At 56.0% G+C, this 20,051-nt stretch carries 18 protein-coding genes, 1 tRNA gene and 5 pseudogenes; 6 read left to right on the forward strand and 18 right to left on the reverse strand.

Features of this window, described 5'->3' with window-relative positions; all coding sequences use genetic code 11:
- Nucleotides 1-506 precede the first annotated feature (506 nt).
- Nucleotides 507-791 (forward strand): hypothetical protein, encoded by a 285-nt coding sequence (locus tag SV253_00375; protein MDY6774546.1) that lies wholly within the window; start codon nucleotides 507-509, stop codon nucleotides 789-791.
- Here the strand turns inward: SV253_00375 and SV253_00380 are convergent, their stop codons facing one another.
- Both SV253_00380 and SV253_00385 read right to left on the reverse strand, forming a co-directional pair.
- Nucleotides 792-1,409, reverse strand: coding sequence for a chemotaxis protein CheC (locus SV253_00380; protein ID MDY6774547.1), 618 nt, complete (start codon nucleotides 1,407-1,409; stop codon nucleotides 792-794).
- Nucleotides 1,410-1,519: 110 nt separating this feature from the next.
- A tRNA-Gly gene (locus SV253_00385) sits at nucleotides 1,520-1,590 on the reverse strand.
- Between the two features lie 92 nt (nucleotides 1,591-1,682).
- Between SV253_00385 and SV253_00390 the strand changes: the two genes are divergently transcribed.
- Entirely contained in the window at nucleotides 1,683-2,123 is a 441-nt protein-coding gene (locus SV253_00390; GenBank protein MDY6774548.1) for an NYN domain-containing protein, read from the forward strand.
- Nucleotides 2,124-2,148: 25 nt separating this feature from the next.
- On the opposite strand, the gene SV253_00395 is transcribed toward SV253_00390, so the two are convergent.
- From SV253_00395 to SV253_00415, 5 genes are all read right to left on the reverse strand, one after another.
- Nucleotides 2,149-2,583 (reverse strand): hypothetical protein, encoded by a 435-nt coding sequence (locus SV253_00395; protein MDY6774549.1) that lies wholly within the window; start codon nucleotides 2,581-2,583, stop codon nucleotides 2,149-2,151.
- 75 nt (nucleotides 2,584-2,658) lie between these two features.
- Nucleotides 2,659-3,615, reverse strand: coding sequence for an MgtC/SapB family protein (locus tag SV253_00400; protein ID MDY6774550.1), 957 nt, complete (start codon nucleotides 3,613-3,615; stop codon nucleotides 2,659-2,661).
- 50 nt (nucleotides 3,616-3,665) lie between these two features.
- Nucleotides 3,666-4,349 carry a TMEM165/GDT1 family protein gene (locus SV253_00405; GenBank protein MDY6774551.1) on the reverse strand — a complete coding sequence of 228 codons (684 nt, stop codon included), beginning with the start codon at nucleotides 4,347-4,349 and terminating at the stop codon, nucleotides 3,666-3,668.
- Between the two features lie 6 nt (nucleotides 4,350-4,355).
- Nucleotides 4,356-5,063: a metal-dependent transcriptional regulator gene (locus SV253_00410; GenBank protein ID MDY6774552.1), complete on the reverse strand. Its 708-nt coding sequence runs from the start codon at nucleotides 5,061-5,063 to the stop codon at nucleotides 4,356-4,358.
- A gap of 278 nt (nucleotides 5,064-5,341) precedes the next feature.
- Nucleotides 5,342-6,808 (reverse strand): carboxypeptidase M32, encoded by a 1,467-nt coding sequence (locus SV253_00415; protein MDY6774553.1) that lies wholly within the window; start codon nucleotides 6,806-6,808, stop codon nucleotides 5,342-5,344.
- A gap of 60 nt (nucleotides 6,809-6,868) precedes the next feature.
- Here SV253_00415 and SV253_00420 point away from each other — a divergent pair, with 60 nt between their 5' ends.
- Genes SV253_00420 through SV253_00435 form a run of 4 tightly spaced genes read left to right on the forward strand, consistent with a single transcriptional unit; the run spans nucleotide 6,869 to nucleotide 8,007 of the window.
- Nucleotides 6,869-7,153: a 50S ribosomal protein L37ae gene (locus SV253_00420; GenBank protein MDY6774554.1), complete on the forward strand. Its 285-nt coding sequence runs from the start codon at nucleotides 6,869-6,871 to the stop codon at nucleotides 7,151-7,153.
- A gap of 16 nt (nucleotides 7,154-7,169) precedes the next feature.
- Nucleotides 7,170-7,304 (forward strand): DNA-directed RNA polymerase subunit P, encoded by a 135-nt coding sequence (locus tag SV253_00425; protein MDY6774555.1) that lies wholly within the window; start codon nucleotides 7,170-7,172, stop codon nucleotides 7,302-7,304.
- A complete protein-coding gene (locus tag SV253_00430) occupies nucleotides 7,294-7,581 on the forward strand; it encodes a KEOPS complex subunit Pcc1 (protein MDY6774556.1) in 288 nt (95 codons plus the stop codon). The genes SV253_00425 and SV253_00430 overlap by 11 nt, the downstream gene beginning before the upstream one ends.
- A 39-nt stretch (nucleotides 7,582-7,620) precedes the next feature.
- The gene (locus tag SV253_00435; GenBank protein MDY6774557.1) at nucleotides 7,621-8,007 is read left to right on the forward strand and encodes a prefoldin subunit beta; all 387 of its coding nucleotides are present in this window, start codon (nucleotides 7,621-7,623) and stop codon (nucleotides 8,005-8,007) included.
- A 30-nt stretch (nucleotides 8,008-8,037) separates the two neighbouring features.
- On the opposite strand, the pseudogene SV253_00440 reads toward SV253_00435, so the two are convergent.
- The 11 genes and pseudogenes from SV253_00440 to SV253_00490 form a co-directional block, all read right to left on the reverse strand.
- Nucleotides 8,038-8,274, reverse strand: a pseudogene (locus SV253_00440) (uracil-DNA glycosylase).
- A gap of 371 nt (nucleotides 8,275-8,645) precedes the next feature.
- Nucleotides 8,646-9,038 (reverse strand): annotated as a pseudogene (locus SV253_00445) (uracil-DNA glycosylase family protein).
- Nucleotide 9,039: 1 nt separating this feature from the next.
- Entirely contained in the window at nucleotides 9,040-10,347 is a 1,308-nt protein-coding gene (locus tag SV253_00450) for a PFL family protein (protein ID MDY6774558.1), read from the reverse strand.
- Nucleotides 10,348-10,402: 55 nt separating this feature from the next.
- Nucleotides 10,403-11,269: a DUF58 domain-containing protein gene (locus tag SV253_00455; GenBank protein ID MDY6774559.1), complete on the reverse strand. Its 867-nt coding sequence runs from the start codon at nucleotides 11,267-11,269 to the stop codon at nucleotides 10,403-10,405.
- A 16-nt stretch (nucleotides 11,270-11,285) separates the two neighbouring features.
- A pseudogene (locus SV253_00460) lies at nucleotides 11,286-11,741 on the reverse strand (MoxR family ATPase).
- A 12-nt stretch (nucleotides 11,742-11,753) separates the two neighbouring features.
- Nucleotides 11,754-13,544 (reverse strand): annotated as a pseudogene (locus SV253_00465) (LAGLIDADG family homing endonuclease).
- 24 nt (nucleotides 13,545-13,568) lie between these two features.
- Nucleotides 13,569-14,042 (reverse strand): annotated as a pseudogene (locus tag SV253_00470) (AAA family ATPase).
- Nucleotides 14,043-14,055: 13 nt separating this feature from the next.
- Entirely contained in the window at nucleotides 14,056-15,054 is a 999-nt protein-coding gene (locus SV253_00475) for a hypothetical protein (GenBank protein ID MDY6774560.1), read from the reverse strand.
- Between the two features lie 3 nt (nucleotides 15,055-15,057).
- The gene (locus SV253_00480; GenBank protein ID MDY6774561.1) at nucleotides 15,058-15,639 is read right to left on the reverse strand and encodes a hypothetical protein; all 582 of its coding nucleotides are present in this window, start codon (nucleotides 15,637-15,639) and stop codon (nucleotides 15,058-15,060) included.
- Between the two features lie 77 nt (nucleotides 15,640-15,716).
- The gene (locus SV253_00485) at nucleotides 15,717-18,203 is read right to left on the reverse strand and encodes a VWA domain-containing protein (protein ID MDY6774562.1); all 2,487 of its coding nucleotides are present in this window, start codon (nucleotides 18,201-18,203) and stop codon (nucleotides 15,717-15,719) included.
- A complete protein-coding gene (locus SV253_00490; protein MDY6774563.1) occupies nucleotides 18,203-19,990 on the reverse strand; it encodes a VWA domain-containing protein in 1,788 nt (595 codons plus the stop codon). Before SV253_00490 ends, SV253_00485 begins: the two co-directional genes overlap by 1 nt.
- Nucleotides 19,991-20,051 lie beyond the last annotated feature (61 nt).

Below are 20,051 nucleotides of genomic sequence, written 5' to 3' on the forward strand. Positions count from 1 at the left end.
GACGCTAGTTACCGCTACGCAACCGAGGTGTGAGTCTTAGCTAAAGACGAATGGGGCGCACACTTCCTACATTACTACATATCCGACAATCACTCGGAAAGCGTGGGAGGACACCTACTTACCTCCAATTAGGACTATATGAATATACGAGAGCAAGAACAAGTATCTTGCCCTCTAAGAATTAGACGGCTGTCGCAAGATCTCTGATCTTGCTACCCACAAATTCGAAGAATTTGTGACTGTATCCCTGCCCTACCCTCGTCGTATAAATCCGACTTCAAGCGAATCGGAGTGGTTCGAGACGGCAAGCCGTCTCGTCATGCCGAAGGCGCAAGTGCCTTTCGTAGCAATTCGCGTACTCATCGAAAATCTCCGATTTTCGAGACACATAAAGGACGGGGTTTTAGCCTGTGGTCTACATAACTTCGGCTCCCCCGAGACGTGCGGAAGTAATAAGTCGTGGTTCGACCAAACTAAACTCGGTTAAGATGGACACCGACCAGCTTATGAGTGACGTCGAATGGGAAGATCTCGAAGACGACGCCGACGAAGACGGAGTCGAGTCGTTCACACATCCCGAGACGGGTGCAGTCTTCTCTCTCGTCGATGTCTCAGGAATGGAGGGAATGACCGGAGACGTCGAGGGATACTACTGGAGCCTCACAGTCGACGGAGTCGAGTACTACGAGGAGATGGGGGCGACTATGGCGAAATGGGAGACCGAGGACGAGGCTGTCGACGCTCTGAGACGAGCCGTCAAGGAGTCCGAGGACATCTGGGTTATGATCTAATCAGATGTCGAGTCTGTCGATGAGGTAGACGAAGGAGCCGACGTCGGGTATCATGTAGAACTCGAAGTTGAAGTCGCTCTCCGAGTCCCCGTCTGTCTCGTTCTCGTCGAACTCCATCACAGTGTCTATGACTATCGACAGCGAGTCCTCGTGAACGTGTGATACAACCCTGTTCGAGATCTCGTTCCCCGTCGATCTCTCGACCTCGGGTGTACTTATCTCTATGCTAGTGTCCAAGGCGTTAGCCCAGCCGTCTATGAAGCCCGAGGTCAGGACGTTACAGAGCTCCTGTAGGGCACTCCTGTGTATGCCGTCGATCTCCTCGCCCTCTATCTCCTTCCCTGTCATCAGCTCCGAGACCCTCCTCGCAGTTCTGGGTGTAAACGTCAGCAGGAACAGACCGTAAGGAGGACTGTCCATGTTTATTACGACGTTGAACTTCTCCGAACTCCCTATCTCGTTTTTCAGGTCTCCCGGGTCGATGAAGGTCAGACCCGTGACCTCTATCTCCGACTCGACACCCGTGAGCGACTCTATGTAGTCGGCGAGCGTCTTGGAGCTCTCCTTGACGAGTGAGTCGATTACCGTGAGCTTACGTATGTCGACGAGTAATGGCATTCTCTACCCGAAAAGAAGACGATAGCCAAGATAAAATTTGGCTTACCGAGCTCTGGCGACTTGGTGTTTGAGTTCCTTTTCACTCAAAACCTGAGAACGGGAAGAAACAGTGCGTTGGCCGGGATTTGAACCCGGGTTAAGGGCTTGGAAGGCCCATGTCATACCACTAGACCACCAACGCGCAGTACATTCTTGACGGGTTATAAGTATAAGTCTGACGGATTGGCGATGGGTCTCCGAACCCTATTTATATTACTCGTCTCTATACCACGTATGTACGACTCCTTCCCGCTCTCTGACTTCGTCTCGTCACCGAGGAGGAAGACCGCACTCCTCGTAGACGGTCCTAACCTTCTCAGGGACGAGTTCGACGTCCGTCTCGAAGACATACGTGAGGTCGCCGAGGACTGTGCGAGCCTCAACGTCACACGTGTCTACCTCAACCACCACGCGCCTCCGTCTCTCGTTGAGGCTGTCGAGACGAACGGGATGGAGCCAGTCGTGACCTCGGGCGACGTCGACGTCAAGCTCTCCGTCGACGCGACGGCGTACGCAGTTGAGGGTGCTGACCTCATCGTGGCGACGAGAGACGCCGACTTCAAGCCCGCTCTCGAAAAGGCTAACGAGGCAGGGTCGGAGACACGTGTAATCGGCGTCGACAAGGGCTTCTCGTCGGCTCTCGGAAGCGTCGCCGACGACGTAGTCTTTCTCTGAATTTGTGAGTCACTGCTACTGCTACTCAGTCCTCGGCGGCACCTCCCTTTCTGTTGAGGAAGTCCTCAAGATCGATCCTGAGGTACTCGGCGACCCTGTCGTAGTACTCCCAGAGGGCGTCGTTGAGTTTCTCGCGCGTCTCCCTGTCGGGAATCCCCTCCCCTCTGTAGGCTGACTCGGGTATCTGTGGATGGTAGGTACAGACGACTCGGGGAGAGCCGTCCTCCGAGACCTTCTCCCCCTGTACTATGCCGTACTCGGCTTCCCCCCAGAGACCCTCGCCCGACTCCCTGTGCATCTCGGAGTCGATCCAGTCCAACTTACGTATCTCCCCCTCGGTAAGTACGGCGTCTTCGCCCGCGAACATCTCGTTGTACGCCTTACGTCTCGCGTCGTAGAGCCAGTCGTCGAGACGGTCGCGCGCCGCCTGTACGAGCTCTTTCCTGTTCTCGATGCTCATACCCGACCTACAGTCCGTCTTGGTATAAATCATAGCCCTATCCCGACCGTACTGTCTGTCTCTCTCGTATCAGTATCAGACTACGAACACGAGTACGAGACCCGTCATAACCGTCGGAACCAGAACCTTCGCCATCTCGACACCGAGACTTCGGGTTCCGAGAACCACTGCGATGCCTATCTTGACTAGGGTGTTGGTTATCGCACCTATGACTATTCCGTTCGCCGCGACTCTCGGAGTTATACTTCCATCGAGGGCTAGCTTACTGAGAGAGATGGTTATCGAGTCGACGTCGACGTCGACGAGTCCTGACAAGAGAGCAGTCGCGTAGATTCCGAGGTCACCGAAGGTCTGACTCGCCTCGTTCGAGACGAGGAGTATAACGGCGAAGAAGACTCCGAATCCGAGTGCCGGCTTGAGTCGGAACGGGTTTTCGAGGTCGACCCCGGGCGTCTTACCCGAGACGTCCTTGAAAAACAGCAAGACAGACAGGACGAGTCCCACTGCGGTCATGCCTGCTACGGGAATGCCTACGTTGAAAAGGAGAGCCGTGTTGAACATCTCATCCTCTCCTATCCGTCCCGCGAAGGAGTGTATCGGCTCTTTGGCTGCGAGTATCGCCATCGTAAGTGTTCCGAGTACGACTGACATGACTAAGCCTTCCTCCGACTGTGTCGCCATTCCTCCGTAGATGAAGGTTATGACCGTACTCACGGAAGTCGTTATACCCACATACTCCTCCGAGTTATGACCCGTTTTCTCGGACTCAGTCCTTGACTCGTCTTTCCACATCGGCTTCCCGGCACTCGCCTCGTAGACGTACCCGAGGACAGACAGAGCGACCACTCCCGTGAACGCCACAGCCAGAAGGCTCTCGAAGAACTCGTTGGTGACCGCACCTAGGAGAGCCACTAGTGGGAGTGTCCGGCTTCCCGCGAAAACCTGACCCGGAACGCTCCTCTCTCTCTCGATGCCTATCAGACCACCGACACCCACTGCTACTACCAACTCGACAGCGAGGGGAAGAGCCATAAATACGTCTCGCATTTAAGAGGTATTAAGCTTCGGCTAAGTATAGGCGGCTACACGAAGCTACTCAGTATATGAGCGACTGACGACACTGATCTCTCCCAGACTGAGAAGCCTGCGACTACGTTGAGTACTGTGTCTCCCGCGAAGAAGACGAAGAGAACTGCGCCCGCGTAATGCGCCTTCCTGACGTCGAACCTGTGGGAGAACCTGTGGAAGAAGAAGGCGTTTGCTATGCTTACGGGAATTATAGCGAGCATCTCGCCCGCCCAGATAGCGGGATGAGCACCGTACTGAGCCGCGAGTCCTATCGTCACGACCTGTGTCTTGTCTCCGAACTCTCCCGCAGCCATCATAGCGAATATAGGAAGGAAGCCGCCGAGGTAGTCGGGGACATCCCAGCCGAGAACTGAGACGTCGACGTCGTCGTAGACTTTCTCTGACTCCTCTGGGGTTCCCGATCCGGGGGCTGACCTGTATAGGAGGACTGCGAATACCACGAAGAGAGACGCGCTGAAGACGTCGAGGTAGACCTCGGGGAGAGCCCCCTTGAGCGCGTTTCCGAGGAGTATCTCTAAGGCTGTCCAGCCGGCGAAAGCGGTTCCGGCGGCGGAGACGACGACGACAGGGTTGTACCTCGTCGACAGACCCGCTATTATGAGCTGAACCTTCTCGCCGGGCAGAACCGCAAGCTGTGTCGTGAAGGCTATTACGAGTAGTGTTATCCAGTCTATCATCTCTGTCTATGTGCGTGTCTCGGTTTCCTGACTTCGGTTAGAAGACGTCGGCTCCGTGGTCTCACTCACGTAGATTCTCTCGGCTATCTCCTCGGGGAGTGACTGTTCTCCCTCGCCCTCGACGTCGACTACTACCATACCTATGGGAGCCACCTCGACTACAGTCACCACGGTTCCCGGGACTATACCAGCCTCTGAGAGGTACCGGAGCTTCTCCTCGTCCCTGTCGCTGACCCGCTCAACTAAGACGGTTTCGTCCTCCGAAGCCGCAGAGAGTGGCTGAGTCCCCTTCTCGGCGAGAGGATCGAGGCTCTCGGTCGGAATCGGGTCTCCGTGGGGATCGACCTCGGGGTCGTTGAGTGCCGAAGCCACCCTTCTCTCGAACTCCTCGCTGATATGGTGTTCCAAGACGTCCGCCTCGTCGTGTACCTCGGTCCACGAGTAGTCGAGGTACTCCGACAGGAAAGTCTCGAGGAGCCTGTGGTGGCGTAATGTCTCGAGAGCAACACCTCTTCCCTTCTGGGTGAGCTTCACGCCCTTGTACTTCTCACGGTCTATGAGATCCCTGTCCTCTAGTTTCTCCATACTACTCGTCACCGTCGGGGACGTCACCCCGAGGTGGTCGGCTATCGAAGACGTCTTGACGCGTGAGCCTCTCGTGTCTTCGAGTTCGTAGACAGCCTTGAGGTAGTCCTCCATAGATGCACTTATCATATAAATTATTTAGACGCGTCTAATCATAAGTATTCTGGAGACTAAACAGATGTCGTCATGGAAGAGACGTCTCTCCTCGGGTTCTGTTCTATCTCGAATGTGGGGGGAAAGCAATAGGACACGCCGGCTGACTTTGGGTTTATCGAGGTGGGGTTTGGGGAAACTTCTCGAATCTATGCCGGCAGTTAACTATTAAACTCTATACATACTAAAACTACTGTCCGAGGTAATTCTTGGAGCCAAGACACGAAAATCGGATATTCTTGCCTCTACCCCAGTTACACTCCGTATATCTCGCCGAACTTCTCCTCGGCGTACTCGACGAAGGGATCGACGTTGAGGTCGTCGCCCGTGACGCGTCTGATGAGGTCGTCAGTCTCGTACCGCTTGCCGTGTCGGTGTATCTCTTCCTTGAGCCAGTCCCTGAGGTGTGAGAAGTTGCCTCGGCTTATCTTACCATTGAGGTCTTCTATCTCGTCGTCGGCGGCGTCGAAGACCTGTGCGGCGAGGACTGAGCCGAGCGAGTAGGTCGGGAAGTAGCCGAAGCTTCCGTGTGACCAGTGTATGTCCTGGAGACAGCCCTCGGCGTCGTTCTCGGGTCTTATTCCGAGGTACTCCTCGACCTTGTCGTTCCAGATCCCAGGGACTTCGTCGACCTCTATCTCTCCACGTATCAGGTCTTTCTCTATCTCGAACCTCAGTACTATATGCATATGGTAGGTGAGTTCGTCCGACTCGACACGTACTGGATGGGGAGAGACCTCGTTGACCGACCGGTAGAGGGCACCGGGAGAGACTTCGGTCTCCAGGGTTTGGTTCAGCTTAGGCGCGAAGTAGTCCCAGAAGGCGCGCGACCGCCCGACGTGGTTCTCCCAGAGGCGCGACTGTGACTCGTGTACTGTGAGGTCACGCGCCTCCGACAGGGGTGTTGCATAGCCTTCGTCGGGTAGACCCTGTATGTAGAGGGCGTGTCCCATCTCGTGTATAGTCGACATAAGCGCGTCGAGCGGATTAGTGAACCTCGTGGTCACCCTCGCGTCGAAGGTGTTGCCCGACGTGAACGGATGGGGCGAGGTGTCGAGCCTCCCACGCGAGAAGTCGTACCCCATCTCTTCGAGAGCCGTCTCGGCGATCTCCCTCTGTCTCTCGTCGGTGTACTCCGACCCAAGCACCTTCTCAACCTCGACGTCGGAGTCTCTTATGTCGTCGATGAGAGGCTTGATCGAGTCCCTGAGGTTAGTCAGGACTCTCTCAGCGGTTTCGAGGTCGATGTAGGGCTCGAAGTCGTCGAACAGAACTGCGTAGGGGTCTCTGTCGGGATCTATCTCCTCGGCGTACTCCCTCTTGAGTTCGACGAGCCTTTCGAGAGTCGGCGCGAACTCGTCGAAGTCGCTCTTCTCACGCGCCTTCTTCCAGACGGGATGTGCGCGCGAAGAGGTGTCTGATATCTCCTCGACGAGTTCGTCGGGAACCTCGACCGACCTCGTGTACTCGCGTTGAATCTCCCTCACGACTGCTTCCTCGTCTTCTCCGTTCGGCTTGACGGAGTCGAGGATCTCCCCCGTCTCGTCGTCGGTGAGTATCTCGTGTTTGATCGACGAGAGAGTCGAGAGCTCCTGTGCGCGCGCCTCGACACCCTTCTCGGGCATCATGACTTCCTGATCCCAGTTGAGCACCGACGACGCGTTCTCGACGTTACGTATACGTCTCACCCTCTCGACGAGGTCGTCGTATTCGTGTTCCATACTCACGATAGCTTCCCCCGAATAATAGGATTTATCTTACTCGCGTAACAAATTCGTCGTATGTCTGAAGATGAGACTAAGGGGAACGTAACGCGTAGCGCGGGACGTTTCGGAGCGCGTTACGGACGCGTGGCTCGGAAACGCGTCGCCGACATAGAGGACGAGATGAACAAGAACCACGAATGTCCCGACTGTGGTGCCGAGAAGGTCAGCCGTACCGACACCGGGATCTGGGAGTGCGGCAAATGTGGATACCGTTTCACCGGAGGAAGCTACCAGGTCGAGACACCCGCTGGAAGACGTGCGGAGCTATCGATAGACGAAGCCGTAGAAGAACAGAACTAATCTAATCTGATCCACAATGGCATACAGATGCGCGCGCTGTAAGAGGAGTATAGAGCTCGAGGGAAGAAGTAGCGTGCGCTGTCCCTACTGCGGTCACCGTATACTTCTCAAGGAGCGCGGTGGCGGAATCAAGAAGGTCGATGTCCACTGAGACCGAGAGCGACCCGAAGACACACAGCTTATCTGTAACTCTGGAGGACTCCGACGTCCACCTCGAATCTGTCTACCGATCCCTTCTTCCCGAGGTGGGCGACATCGACGGTGACTCGGAGACGGCTGTCGAGTACGACACCGACGGTGACTTTCTGAGAATAGAAGTCGAAGCCGACAGCCTGACTTCTCTGAGAGCCGGACTCAACACGTGGCTACGTCTCGCACGTACCGCGAATGAGGCTCTGACCCTACCCGGCTCCGAAACTGAATCTTAACCAGTACTCTTTTCAACTTTCCACCCACTCTTTACGTCCATGGATCAAGCACTTCCGCCCGAGGCTCAGGAGAAGCTAGAGAAGATACAGGAGTTACAGGAACAGATCGAACAGATCTCGGTACAGAAGGCAGAGTCTGAGAAGGAGATAGACGACACAGAGAGAGCACTCGAAACCCTCCGCGAGACAGACGAGGGCACAGAGGTTCACCGCTCTGTCGGCAACGTCATGGTCAAGGCTGACAGACAGGAGACGATAGACGAGCTTGAGGAGAAACAGGAGAGCCTCGAAGTACGTATAGAGTCGCTCAAGAAGAAGGAGGAGAAGGCAGAGGAGCAGTTCGAGAACCTCCAGGAAGACCTCCAGCAGATGCTCGGAGGAATGGGCGGAATGATGGGCGGCGCGGGCGGTCCCGGCGCTCAGTAGACGTAGAGTAGACACGGCTCTTCTACTTCGTTAATTAGCTAAAATCCGTCTCAGTTCCTCGATGTACTCTTCGTACGAGTATCCGAGGCGCGAGAGCCAGACGTCCTGGTACGAGGGATGTAGAACCGGTACGACTCTCACGCCGAGCGAGTCACAGTCGACGGCTTCGAGGACTGAGTCGACGAATCCGTCTAACTCCATTCCCTCCTTTTCGAGGACGAGACTCGTCGAGTGTTTCCCTGTCGTGACGACTACCTCTGGATCTATATAGAATAGCGAGAGTACCCCGAAGCTTGACTTCGGGGGTGAATCGCGTCGGAATGTATAAGTAGTATTAACAACAATATTGTAGTACGGCAGTTTGGTATAGGGCTTACTGCCTTATCAACAAACAGCAAACCCTGATGTATAGCCTTAATACACGGGCGATAATACGTGGACTGGATCGAAAGGTCCGAAGGTAAGCCAAATTCCCCGTATGGGGAGGATGGTCTAGTGGCAAAGTGGACTTGTCTCTAAGCAAAGCTTAGAGGCTAACGAAGCTCCGCTTCGTGATGCCGTAGAGAATAAGACCCACCCATAGTAGGTGTCTGAGGTAGACTTCTCTAGAAGCCTCGGAGCTTGACTCCGAGGTAGTTCACCCCGTCTATCTCGTCCTCAAGATGTCTCCAGCAGTTTTCGAGTTCGTCGCGCGCAGGCTCACGGTTCGAGTCACCGTCCTCTTCCTCGGGGAAACACTTGACAGCGTTCGTGTAGTAGACGTCCTCGGCGTCGACACCAGCGTCCTCGATAAGCTCACGCACCTTCTGTCCCGAGTGGCGCGAGGTGTAGGCGAGACCCGTCCAGTTGCCCCCTCTCCATCTCTCGGCGTCGGGGTCTCCCTTTCCGGGTGCCTCACCCACGACGATCACTCTTGCGTCTTCGGCTCCGTTGCCCCACGAGATACAGCTGCGCGACTCGACGAGTGACGCACATCTCTCACAGCCCTCTTCTAGGACGTTTCTCGTCCTCGGATCGGGAAAGTCGGGCATCTTAGTTCTTGACCGAATGTATCGGAGCGGGTATACGTCCGCCTCTCTGCACGAAGTCGGCGCTCGAACTCTCCGAGACCTCCATCACGGGAACCTCACCCAAGAGACCACCGAGCTCTATACTGTCGCCCTCGACGCCTCCGGGTATGACACGTACGCCTGTCGTCTTGTTGTTGACTACTCCTATCGAGCATTCGTCGAGTATTATACCTGCGAGCTTGTCGGTCGTCGTAGACTCGGGTACTGCGAACATGTCGAGTCCCACGCTACAGACACTCGTCATAGCTTCGAGCTTTTCGAGTGACAGGTCTCCTTCCTCCACCCTGTGTCTCATCGTACTGTCCTCGCTCACGGGTATGAAAGCCCCTGATAGACCTCCGACGTACGATGACGCCATCACGCCGCCCTTCTTGACGGCGTCGTTGAGGAGTGCGACCGCCGCCGTAGTTCCGTGTGCTCCCACGGTTTCGAGACCCATCTCCTCGAGTATGTCGGCGATCGAGTCCCCGACTGCGGGCGTCGGAGCGAGTGAGAGGTCGATTATGCCGAACTCAGTATCCATCCTCTCCGCGGTCTCCCTTCCTATCAGATCACCCGCACGCGTAATCTTGAAAGCGGTTCTCTTTATCCTCTCTGATACCTCTCCGAGGTCTCCCTCGTAGCCCTCGAGTGCCGAACGGACGACCCCGGGACCCGATATTCCGATGTTGAGTGCTGTCTCGGGCTCTCCCTCTCCGTGGAAGGCTCCCGCCATGAAAGGGTTGTCGGGAGGAGCGTTAGCGAATGTAACCAGACGTGCCGCTGCCTCGGGACTCCTCTCGGCGACATCGTGGACTGTCTCTCCCATTATACGTGCCGCCTCGGCGTTTATACCCGACTTCGTCGTAGCTATGTTGACGCTAGAACAGACGCGTTCGGTCGAGTCGAGTGCCTCGGGAAGCGACTCTATGACAGTCTTGTCGCCCTCAGTGAACCCTTTCTCGACTAGAGCACCGAAGCCTCCCAGGAAATCCACTCCTATCTCGTCTGCGGCGTCGTCGAGTGCGCGCGCGACATCGACGGGGTTCGAGTCGTCTAAGACAGATCCCACGGGAGTAACACTGACACGTTTGTTGACTATCGGGACGCCGTACTTCGACGATACCGCCTCCGCCTCGTCGACGAGCGAGCCGCCTTCCTCTACGACCCTGTCGTATACGTCGTCGGGGTCGTCCGACCTCAGACGTATCCCGAGTGTCACGGTACGTATGTCGAGCATGTCGTCGTCGACCATCTCGACTGTCTCGATTATCTCGTCGCTGCTGAACATAGCTAAGAGACTGTCCCGAACGACAAAAAACGACCCCTATCTTGCTTACTCAAATCTACTCGACCCAAGTCTTCGCGAACGAGTCGAAGAAGTCGTCTCCGGTATTCACGACGACGTGGCGCGCGAGTACCTCGTCGGATATCTCGTCTATACTGCTTATGTGGTTCTCGAGACGGTTCTGGTAGGTCGTCTTGAGTCTGTTACTGAAGTAAGTACGTAGACTCGTGTCGGACTCTAGAGCCTCGAATATCGTGTCCCCCCTCGCAGGAAGCTCGCGCTCGTCGGGTGCTATGACGTGTGCGAGTGTGACGTCGTGTTTGGCGAGAGCACTCAGACCCTCGGCTATACCGTCTGTGTCACCGAGGAAGTCGCTGGCTACCAGGACGAGAGACTTCGACCCTATGGTCGACTCGTACTCCTCGAACGACTTCCGGAAATCAGTCTCGCCTTCGAGGTCTTCGCCCTCCTCGTTGAGTAGGTCTATGAGACGGAGTATCTCTCCCCTGTTCGAGCCTCCTGTGTCGAGCCTCTTGAATCCGTCACCGAACACAGATACTCGGAAGTCGTTGTTCTCGTCGGCGGCGAGGTATGCGAATCCGAGACCTATCTTGGCGGCGTACTCGAACTTGTTGTCGTCGCCCTCGCCGAAGTCCATCGAACGGCTCGCGTCTATGAGGACGTGTATGGTGAGGTTCCTCTCCTCCTCGAACTGCTTTATGTAGAGCTCCTCGGTTCGGGCGTAGACTCGCCAGTCTATGAGACGTGTGTCGTCGCCGGGCGTGTAGTTGCGGTAGTCGCTGAAGGTCAGACCCTCACCTAGCTCCTTCGACTCCTGTTCGCCCTGGAATATCGAGTTGACCTCCTTCTTGAGAGCGGCGTCGAACCGCGCGAGTTCGTCGAGGAAGTCGGGCTGTATTGCCATTCTACTATCTCTACTCTTACAGCAGGTTCTCTATCGCGTCGTCCTCTGTGACTCCCTCGCGCTCTGCTCTGAAGTCGACTATTATACGGTGTCGGAGAACCGGAGGAGCCATTGCGTCTATGTCCTCCTCGCTGACGTGTGTGCGTCCCCTGAGGAGTGCGCGAGCCTTTGACGCGAGGACTAGACCCATGCTCGCACGTGGACTAGCGCCGTACTCTATCTGTTCGTCGTCACGCGTGTCGCCGACTATCCTTATCGCCTTGTCACGCAGGTCGTCGGCTATCGGAACCTGACGTGTGAGCTCCTGTATCTTCTGAAGCTCGTGCTGATCCATGACCTTCTGAAGCTGTATGTTGTCGTCGAGACTCTTAGTGTATCTGTCGACTATCTCGACCTCCTCGTCGAAAGACGGGTAGTCGAGGACTATCTTCATCAGGAACCTGTCCGACTGAGCCTCTGGGAGAGGGTAGGTGTTGTGGTTAACTCCACACGCACCAAGTCCTGCGACGTAGTTGTGGCTCCCCGGGACTGAGAGACCTATGACAGAACCCTCGTACTCCTCCTTCTCTATCTGGGTTATCGGATCGTAGAAGACGTCTGAGCCGACTAGTTCTCTGAGATACTCGGTCAGGTTTTCGGCTTCCTCAACACGTGACGAGTACTCGTCGGCGACGTACTCGACGGCTTCGGGCTCTTCCCTCTCGCCCTCGTAGGTCTTCCAGACTGCGTGTTTCGAGAGCGAGGTATTCTCGACTACCTGTGTCATCGAGACCCCACAGCCGTCTGCTATCTCACCTACGTCCATTTCGTCTATCTCGGCGTTCTTTCTCTCATCGACCGTCTCCTCCATCTCAGTCACGAACGAGTCGAGGTAGGAGTTAGCCATACGGTCGCGTTTCGTACGTGCCCATCTGTACGAGTTGTACCAGTCCTTCGAAGACACGTCGTCTACGCCGAGCATCTCGACGAGCCTCTCGGCTGCATCGGAGTCGACAGGCGTGGTTCTGTGTGCCGAGTCGAACTCCTCGGCGTCAACGTCGGGTTCTTCACCTCGCCACTCGAACTCCTCGGTGTACTTAGCTACGTCCTCGCCCTGTATACGTATCTCGTATGCGTCCTCTCTCTCGTATATCCACGGCAGTATACCGAAGCTGAGGAGAAGATGTGCGACGAGATTCGTAGTCTCCCTGTCTTTCTGTTTGAACGTGATTCTCCTCCTCTCACCGTCGAAGTGTGACTCGGTGAGTACGAATATCTCAAGGAACGACCTCCTGAACTTCTCGGGTGCGCGCAGAAGACGGTTCGGCTCGTCTATGCTGTAACGTTCTCTGAGGTAGTCGACGAAGGGCTTCGAGCTGATCTTGACTTCCTTTCCTCCCTTCTGTCTCGTCGTGTAGTCGAGTCCCAGTCTCTCGGCTATACCGATCCATCTTTCGAGCTTCTCAGTCAGGTTCTTCTGTGTGACTCTCACTCCTGTGTCGGAGACTGATCCCTCGGCGAGAACGAATCCCACGAAGAAGCCCGCCTCCTCGTCGGTCATCTCGCCGTCGAATCTGTGTACCGTGTGGGACTCGATGTAGTCGGCTTCTCTAATCTCAGAGTCTCGAAGAGCCTCACGTATCTCTTCACCGACTCTTGTCTGAGTTCTGGAGCCGTCGAGATGTCTCAGAACCTCGTCGTACGACGCCGACGTTATCTGGGACAGCTCCTTCTTCGAGAGACCCGCCGCTGTTCTCAGACTGTCGAGTTCGTCGTGTGAGAGGTCTTCGTCCGCCCTCAGACGTTCGGTGAGACTCGCCACCTCGTCACGTCTCACGACACTGTACTCATCCCTGTCCGAGACTGAGTCGAGTGCTTCGTCGTGGCTCACGAACTCGTCGCTTCCTAACTCTAGATTACGCGGTGTCACTAGATGGTCGCCCTCGTCGAGGTTGCGCGCCTTGACCCAGCTTATGACCCCCGACCTGTTGACGAGGAAGGGATGGTTGTCCGAGACACGTATACGTCTCCCTGTCTTAGTCTCGAAGCTGTATATTTCGCCCTCGTAATCCTTCTCGTAGACCATACAGTCGGTCTCGACCATCTCTCCCTCAGGATTCAGCGTCTGTGTTGTGGCGTCGATGTCGTAGAGACGCATCTCCACCTCGTCTTCTTCATCCGTCTCTGTCTCCGTCTCTGTCTCTGTCTCCGTCTCTGTCTCTCTCTCGTGTACCACCTCACCCTTCTGTCTCGCGTGTTCGAGTGCCTCGCTCGCTTTCCAGAGCTTACCGTTCATGTAGAGACTCTCGTCGGGATGTAGACTCCCTTCCTGGTCTATCGGGTTCTGAGTCGCGAGAACGAAGAAGGGACGTGGCAGGTCGTAGGTATCACCGCTCGCTGTGACCTGTTTCTCCTGCATGGCTTCGAGGAGTGCCGCCTGTGTCTTAGGCGTCGCCCTGTTTATCTCGTCGGCGAGGACGATGTTGGCGAATATGGGACCTTTCTGGAACTCGAACTCCTTCCTCGCCCCCGTGTCACGTATGACCTCCGTCCCGGTTATGTCCGACGGCATCAGGTCGGGGGTATTCTGTATACGTGAGAAATCGAGGTCTATGACGTCCGAGATGGTACGTATCATCAGAGTCTTACCCAGACCCGGGTTACTCTCAAGCAGAGCGTTTCCGTCGCATAACATCGTGGCGAGAACCTGTTCGAGAACCTCGTCCTGACCCACTATCTTCTTCGCTACCTCGTCCTTTACCCTCTGCATCTTCGACTGTACCTGTTGTAAGTTGTGAGAAGACCTGTCAGCCATTAGTATCACTTCCGCTTCTTATACGTACGTTGTATTCCTTTACGAGATCCGCGTCGTCTATCTTCTGCTGTTCCTCGAAGCCCGCTTGCTGTGACTCGACCCCACCGCCGTTGCCCGAGTATCCGCTTGAGTCGTAGTTCTCGGGTGAGGCTCCCCCTCCCGATCCGGTGCCTCCTCCGCCGCGCTGCAAAGTGGCGTCGAGGTTCTGAGATCCCGACGAGACGTCCTCTGCCTCGCCTAAGACGCTGTCGCCTGACTGGAGACCCTGGTATCCGGAGCCTCCCTGTCCACCGCCGGCTCCCCCGCCTCCGCCGCCGCCGCTCGACTGTGAGGTCGACGAATCCGAACCCAGGATTCCCGACGGCGAGTTGAGCGCGGGCTGGTCGGAGTACGTCATGTAGAAGGCTCCGATAGCCATTCCGAATATGAGGAGTATGCTGACGAATATACGTCTGTTGCTGAGGAGACCCGCGCTCGAAGTCGAACGTAGACGTTCGACGACATCGTCGTAGAGCGCGACAGCGACCGGGTTTTCGTCGTCCTCTTTCTTAGCGATGTCCCTCGCCGTCCTGAGTGCCTCCTCGACCTCGGGGTTGATAGACTCGAACTTCTCGACCTCCGAATAGACGTAGGCGCGGTAGGCGAAGCTCACGACGAAGACAAAGACTCCGACGCCGAGTGTCACGAGAGCACCCCCCGAGGGCTCTATTGGCGACTCGACAGGTGAGGCTCCGACAGACGCGAAAGCCGAGTTCACGAGAGACAGAACTGACGACGGAATCCGAACCGTGACTGAGTCGGGTATCTGGCTTATCTCGAAGAGAGCGAGAAGAAGGTTGATTGCCATCAAGACGAGAGAAGAGTCGACGACCGCGTAGATAAACGAAGCCTTGTAGCCCTCTTGACGTATCTCCTTGAGCGCCTTACGTATCTTCTTACGCTCGTTCTCGACTGAGACTGACTCAGATCCGGAGGCGCTTGCTCCTGACATAGTTTAGGGACCTGACGGTATCGTACAGTTTTGTGCCTGACTACATTCCACTTGTATTTTGTCTATGTAGGTGTTCAGCTCCTTTATTCTCTTCTCCTTGTTATCTATAGTTTGCTCCTTGTTATCTATAGTTTGTTCCTGTTCGTTTACCGTGGTCTGAAGCTCGTTTCTCTCCTGTCTGACTGTCTCAAGCTTCGATTCGAGTGAGTTGACACGTGACCTCGCCTGTGAGAGCTGAGCCCTCGTCTGTTCGAGTTTGTCTCTCGTCTGGCTCAGAGTCGACTGTGTCTGCTGAAGTTCGTTCTCTGTCTGTTCGAGATTACTCGTGACCTGTGAGAGATCCTGCTGTTTCGTCTCGACTTTCTGTCCGAGGTCACGAAGACGTTGTGTCCGGTTCTGGAGCGTCTGTCTGGTATTCCGAAGCTCTGTCCTGAGGTTCTGGTTCTCCTGACGTAGCTCCTCGACGTTCGAGTTGAGGTCGTTGACTGACTCCTGGTAGAATACCGTGGCTCCCGCTGTGCCGGTTATGGCGAGTCCGACGAGGAGCGTGAGAACGAGGTTGATCTTTCCGCCTATCAGACCCATGTTTGTATTCAGTTAGTAAGATGGTGTCCTATTTAACGTCTTGGTTGGGGATTACGTCTCGGGCTTTTACTGACTTTTCATCTTCTGAGTCTGGTCGGGACGACGTCGGGGAGTCTGTATCCGTATATCTCGTATATTCTCCGTGCCATGATCTCAATCAGATATATTACGAGTGCGGCGGACAGGACGATCCAGGTCACATTCTCACGTACCTCTCTGACCTTCGTCGATCGGCTCTTGACGAACTTAGCAATAGCACTTGCCTGATTCGGTTCGAAGAGACGTCCTCCCGACGACCTGACTGCTGACCTGAGACTTTCTGAGAGTCCGAAGTCGTCGTACTCGTGGGGGTAGTTGACAGCATACTCGTCGTTCATCACCGACTTGAACCCTGTCTCGCTGGGAACGATAGTCGCCGAGTAGGTACTCTGTCCGTCCGACTCTCCCGTCTTCGAGAAGGAGAGGTCAGACGAAGACGGCGGTGAGCTTCCCGTGTATGTGGCCCGTGTCGGCACCCCCACTCGCGTGTCGGCGACGTCGACCCCTTCGGTCTTCCTCTGTGGATCTCCTATCGCCCAGTTGACCGACTTCGAGACGAGTAACGAGTCGGGACTCGAAAGCATCCCGTCGAGACCTCCGTTGTTTCCGTAAGCGGTAAACGAGACCACCCTTCCGAGACCGTATCTCCACGATGCGACCGCGGGTCTTCCCGATCCCGACGCGACGAGGAACTCAGCACCGTCTTTCACAGTCACCTTGTGGGCATTCGCGGGATCGGCTGTCGTCTTGACCCCTCGTGTTATGAAATGTCCCGAGTTGACCACGCTCAGACCCTGACCCTCTGGCTTCTTGTTCTCTCCTCCGAAGAAGACACGCAGACTGCTCGTCTCGTCAGCGGGGAAGAATGTTCCGCCTCCTCTCTGGGCGATTCCTCTCATCACGTCGTCGTTGGTGTTGCCCCCGACTCCCACTGTAATCACACGTATTCCGTTGCGGTTCATCTGTCTCGCCTTGGCGAAAGCCGCGGCTTCGTCATTGCTGACTCCGTCGCTTATGAGTATGACGTTACCGGTTCCTCCCCCTAAGAGATCAGAAGCTCCCTTGAGAGCCGCCGAGAGGCTCGTCGATCCTCCGTTTTGGAGTCTGCGTATCGTGTTCTTTATCTCGGCTCTCGACCCACCCAGAGTCTGTAGGTCGGCGACCCTGTAGGCTCCCTGGTTGAACGCAATCACGCCCACCTGGTTCTCGTCGCCTAACTGTTCGATTACATCGAGAGCAAGTGCCTTCTGGACGCTCATGCTCTCGGTCGTACTTCCCGAGATATCGACTGCGAGGACGATCCTAGACGACTGGCTCGACTCCCCCATACGTACGGGAACTATGTTTCCTATAGTCGACTGGCTGTAGCCTCCCTTGTCATACGAGTTGGGTCCTCCGACGACGACAACGCCGTTTCCGTCTATGGCGTAGGTCTGGAGGGCGTTGACGTTGCCTATGTCGCCCGCCGCGACGTTCTGTATAACCACGGCGTAGTAGTCTTTGAGTTCAGACCGGCTTGGCACCGACTCAGCCGTGTCTACGTCGTAGAGGTCTTTCAGGAGGTTTTCGAGGGGGTAGTTACCGCGTGAGACGTAGAGGATCTTTGGCTTCTCGACTACCTCGACTGTCTTCCGGAAGACGTTGTTGTTGGAGAACCTGTCGCCGCCTCCTACGGTCGCGGTGATCCTGTGTGACCCCGTCGTCTCGAATGTGTGTTTGAACTCGACGCTCGTCTCCCCCGAGATGCTCTTTGAGATCTTCTGCTCGCCGTCGACGCTAACTGTGAGACTCGCTCCGCCTTTTTTTAGCCCTGTCCCCGTTACACGCGCTAAGAACCGGTTCTCGACTCCAACACTCGTCTTCGCGGGACCATGTAGACGCACAGCCCTCTCTGTCTGGGTCTGGGAGGATGTCAGATTCACGGCGTTGATGGTGGCGTTTACGCTCCTCGCGACCGACGCCGCCTGTTCGAGACTCCTTCCCGAGGTGACCCTTCCATCGGATACGAGGAGGAGGCTCCCGTTCTGTTCGAGGTTCGAGAGGACGGCGTCACCTATCCTTGAGTCGTTCCCCGAGCCTACTGTGACAGTCTCGACCGGAACGCCGTTCGACTCTATCCTCCCAGCGAGATCTGTCGCGAGTGAGTCTGCACCCGTGACATCCATGCTGTTCGATCCGTCGACGAGCATCTTGACACGCGGGTCTCCGGGTGTCTCCTTCGTCTGGACGGCGTAGGGCTGTGCGGCACCTAAGACGAGTAGAGCGACTATCACCAGACGTGAGACGAAGACTGCCGTGCGTCTGCGTCGGCTCGCTCCTTCTATGCTCCCTCTCCAGAAGAAGACGTAGACGAGGACGAGGGCGAGCACGGGTATGCCCACGAGTGCCACAGGATTCTCCAATCCGTAACCCGCGAACTCAACCCCCGACGTCAGACGTCGTACGAGACCACCTAAGCCGCCGATCTCGCTCACATCTACGTCGGGAACCGTCTGTGCCACGAAGCCTGAGCCTGAGACTGACATCAGATATCACCTCTGTACTTCATGTATCCGACCTCAGAGAGGACGACCAGTAGTGCCAAGAGAGCTACATACGGCGTCAGGTTCACCGGGACTTCCTCTGTCGTCGTCCCCGTCGAACGCGCCGCCACCGACGACTCCTCTATCGGCTTAGCCTTGACGTCCGACTCAGTCGAGTCGAGGAGGTTGGCGGCTATGTCGTTCTCTCCGACCGAGTAGAACCCCACCTCGTCGAAGACTAGAGTTCCCGTCGTCGTAGTCCCCGTCGGCGTGTTGACAGTCTGTGTGTCAGAGAAGGTGAGGCTGTCACCTGTCCTGACGTTCATCGACGACAGACGTTCACGTCCCGAGAGACGGTAGACGACGCGTTTCCAGAAGACGGGGTAGAGATAGTTGAACTTGAACTCGGACGACTTTTCCATGAAGCCGTAGTAGAGTTTTCTTCCCGAGACCGCTATCAGGGGCGAGCCGTCGGATGTGTTGACTATCGCGGTTCCTTCTTTGAGGCTCGCTTTGAGGTATCTGTCGGGCGACGAGAATTCTATGCCCGCGACGAGAGGATCGTCGGAGACGACACGTGCCGAGCCACCCGACTGTACGCCGTCGGTCGAGACAGGCAGGAGGTCTCCGTACCCCACTCTCGACAGACCTTCCTGTGCCTGTATAACGACGCCTCCGCCGTTCTCTATTGTTTCACGCCCCTTCTGTACTGTCCCCTGGAGTAGCCTGTCGGGGTTGACATTCGAGTAGACGACTATGTCGTAGCTTCCGGGTACCGAAGCCGGCGGGTTCTTCACTGTCAGACTCACCTCTTCCATCACCGAGAGCGCGGTCGAGAGGTAGGTGTTCTCGTCGTTAGTGACGAGAAGGACGTCTACCGTCGACTTCGAGGGTCCCGAGATGTAGGCGGTGTCGTCGGTGGGAAATGAGTCGCCGGGAGAGAGTCTGACCCTCGACCTACCTGTCGGTATCTCGAACTGAACAGTCTCAGAAGACCCGGGTCCGAGAGTCACCGACTCCTGTGAACCTCCGAGAGTCACCGATCTCTGTTGCTCCGACTCTCCGAAGTTGGTGACTGTGACCGAGACGGTGTTCCTGTCGTATGCCATATCCGTTATACCGACGTTCGAGTCGCCCCCTCCGTTGTACTGGTTTAGTGAGACGGGGATATCGCTCGCACGTGCCTTCTCGACCTCGATCTCCCACTCCGTCGTACCCGAGAAGTCGCTGTATACTAAGACGCGCGAGTCGTCGCTCGCTACGGATGCGGCGCGCGAGACCGCGTCGGCTAGATTACCCTGTGTGTCGGAGACGCTCAACGATTCGAGAGCACTACGTGCCTCCTCCGCTGATCCCTCGGTGAGTATGCTTCCCGACGGTCCTCCTGACACGATTACCGAGGTCGTGCTCGTGACCTCTGACTTAGCGTCGGCGACTGCTTTCTCGAACCTCGTCCCGTCTCCCGTCTGGGTCGCCATGCTTGCCGAGGCGTCTATCACTATTACTGTGTTACCCGTCTCGGCTGTCGCAGTCGTCTCGACATACGGAGACGCGAGTGAGAGGCTTATGAGTATCAGAGCAAGAATCTGGAGAAGCAGCATCAGGTTTCTCCTCAGCCTCTCTATGACGGGGTTTGTCCCGCCCTCGTCGGTCTGTTCCGAGAGGAACTCCATAGTCGGAATTCTCAGCCTCCTCGGGTCGGGCTTTATGATGTAGAGTATTATGAGAGGTATCAGAGACGCAAGACCCGCGAGTCCGAGCGGATTTAGGAAGAAGTCCGAGATTGCCATTATGAACTCGACTAACGTCTTCTCCGACTTAAGCTTTCTATATATTTGACTTCACATTTTC

Source organism: Candidatus Afararchaeum irisae (genome assembly GCA_034190545.1).
In the GTDB taxonomy this organism is placed as follows: Archaea; Halobacteriota; Halobacteria; order Halobacteriales; family Afararchaeaceae; genus Afararchaeum; species Afararchaeum irisae.

What these genes read in the sequence shown, in the direction of transcription:
- SV253_00375 (MDY6774546.1), top strand. Translation starts at nt 507, where the DNA reads ATGAGTGACGTCGAATGGGAAGATCTCGAAGACGACGCCGACGAAGAC.
- SV253_00380 (MDY6774547.1), bottom strand. Translation starts at nt 1,409, where the DNA reads ATGCCATTACTCGTCGACATACGTAAGCTCACGGTAATCGACTCACTC.
- SV253_00390 (MDY6774548.1), top strand. Translation starts at nt 1,683, where the DNA reads ATGTACGACTCCTTCCCGCTCTCTGACTTCGTCTCGTCACCGAGGAGG.
- SV253_00395 (MDY6774549.1), bottom strand. Translation starts at nt 2,583, where the DNA reads ATGAGCATCGAGAACAGGAAAGAGCTCGTACAGGCGGCGCGCGACCGT.
- SV253_00400 (MDY6774550.1), bottom strand. Translation starts at nt 3,615, where the DNA reads ATGGCTCTTCCCCTCGCTGTCGAGTTGGTAGTAGCAGTGGGTGTCGGT.
- SV253_00405 (MDY6774551.1), bottom strand. Translation starts at nt 4,349, where the DNA reads ATGATAGACTGGATAACACTACTCGTAATAGCCTTCACGACACAGCTT.
- SV253_00410 (MDY6774552.1), bottom strand. Translation starts at nt 5,063, where the DNA reads ATGATAAGTGCATCTATGGAGGACTACCTCAAGGCTGTCTACGAACTC.
- SV253_00415 (MDY6774553.1), bottom strand. Translation starts at nt 6,808, where the DNA reads ATGGAACACGAATACGACGACCTCGTCGAGAGGGTGAGACGTATACGT.
- SV253_00420 (MDY6774554.1), top strand. Translation starts at nt 6,869, where the DNA reads ATGTCTGAAGATGAGACTAAGGGGAACGTAACGCGTAGCGCGGGACGT.
- SV253_00425 (MDY6774555.1), top strand. Translation starts at nt 7,170, where the DNA reads ATGGCATACAGATGCGCGCGCTGTAAGAGGAGTATAGAGCTCGAGGGA.
- SV253_00430 (MDY6774556.1), top strand. Translation starts at nt 7,294, where the DNA reads ATGTCCACTGAGACCGAGAGCGACCCGAAGACACACAGCTTATCTGTA.
- SV253_00435 (MDY6774557.1), top strand. Translation starts at nt 7,621, where the DNA reads ATGGATCAAGCACTTCCGCCCGAGGCTCAGGAGAAGCTAGAGAAGATA.
- SV253_00450 (MDY6774558.1), bottom strand. Translation starts at nt 10,347, where the DNA reads ATGTTCAGCAGCGACGAGATAATCGAGACAGTCGAGATGGTCGACGAC.
- SV253_00455 (MDY6774559.1), bottom strand. Translation starts at nt 11,269, where the DNA reads ATGGCAATACAGCCCGACTTCCTCGACGAACTCGCGCGGTTCGACGCC.
- SV253_00475 (MDY6774560.1), bottom strand. Translation starts at nt 15,054, where the DNA reads ATGTCAGGAGCAAGCGCCTCCGGATCTGAGTCAGTCTCAGTCGAGAAC.
- SV253_00480 (MDY6774561.1), bottom strand. Translation starts at nt 15,639, where the DNA reads ATGGGTCTGATAGGCGGAAAGATCAACCTCGTTCTCACGCTCCTCGTC.
- SV253_00485 (MDY6774562.1), bottom strand. Translation starts at nt 18,203, where the DNA reads ATGTCAGTCTCAGGCTCAGGCTTCGTGGCACAGACGGTTCCCGACGTA.
- SV253_00490 (MDY6774563.1), bottom strand. Translation starts at nt 19,990, where the DNA reads ATGGCAATCTCGGACTTCTTCCTAAATCCGCTCGGACTCGCGGGTCTT.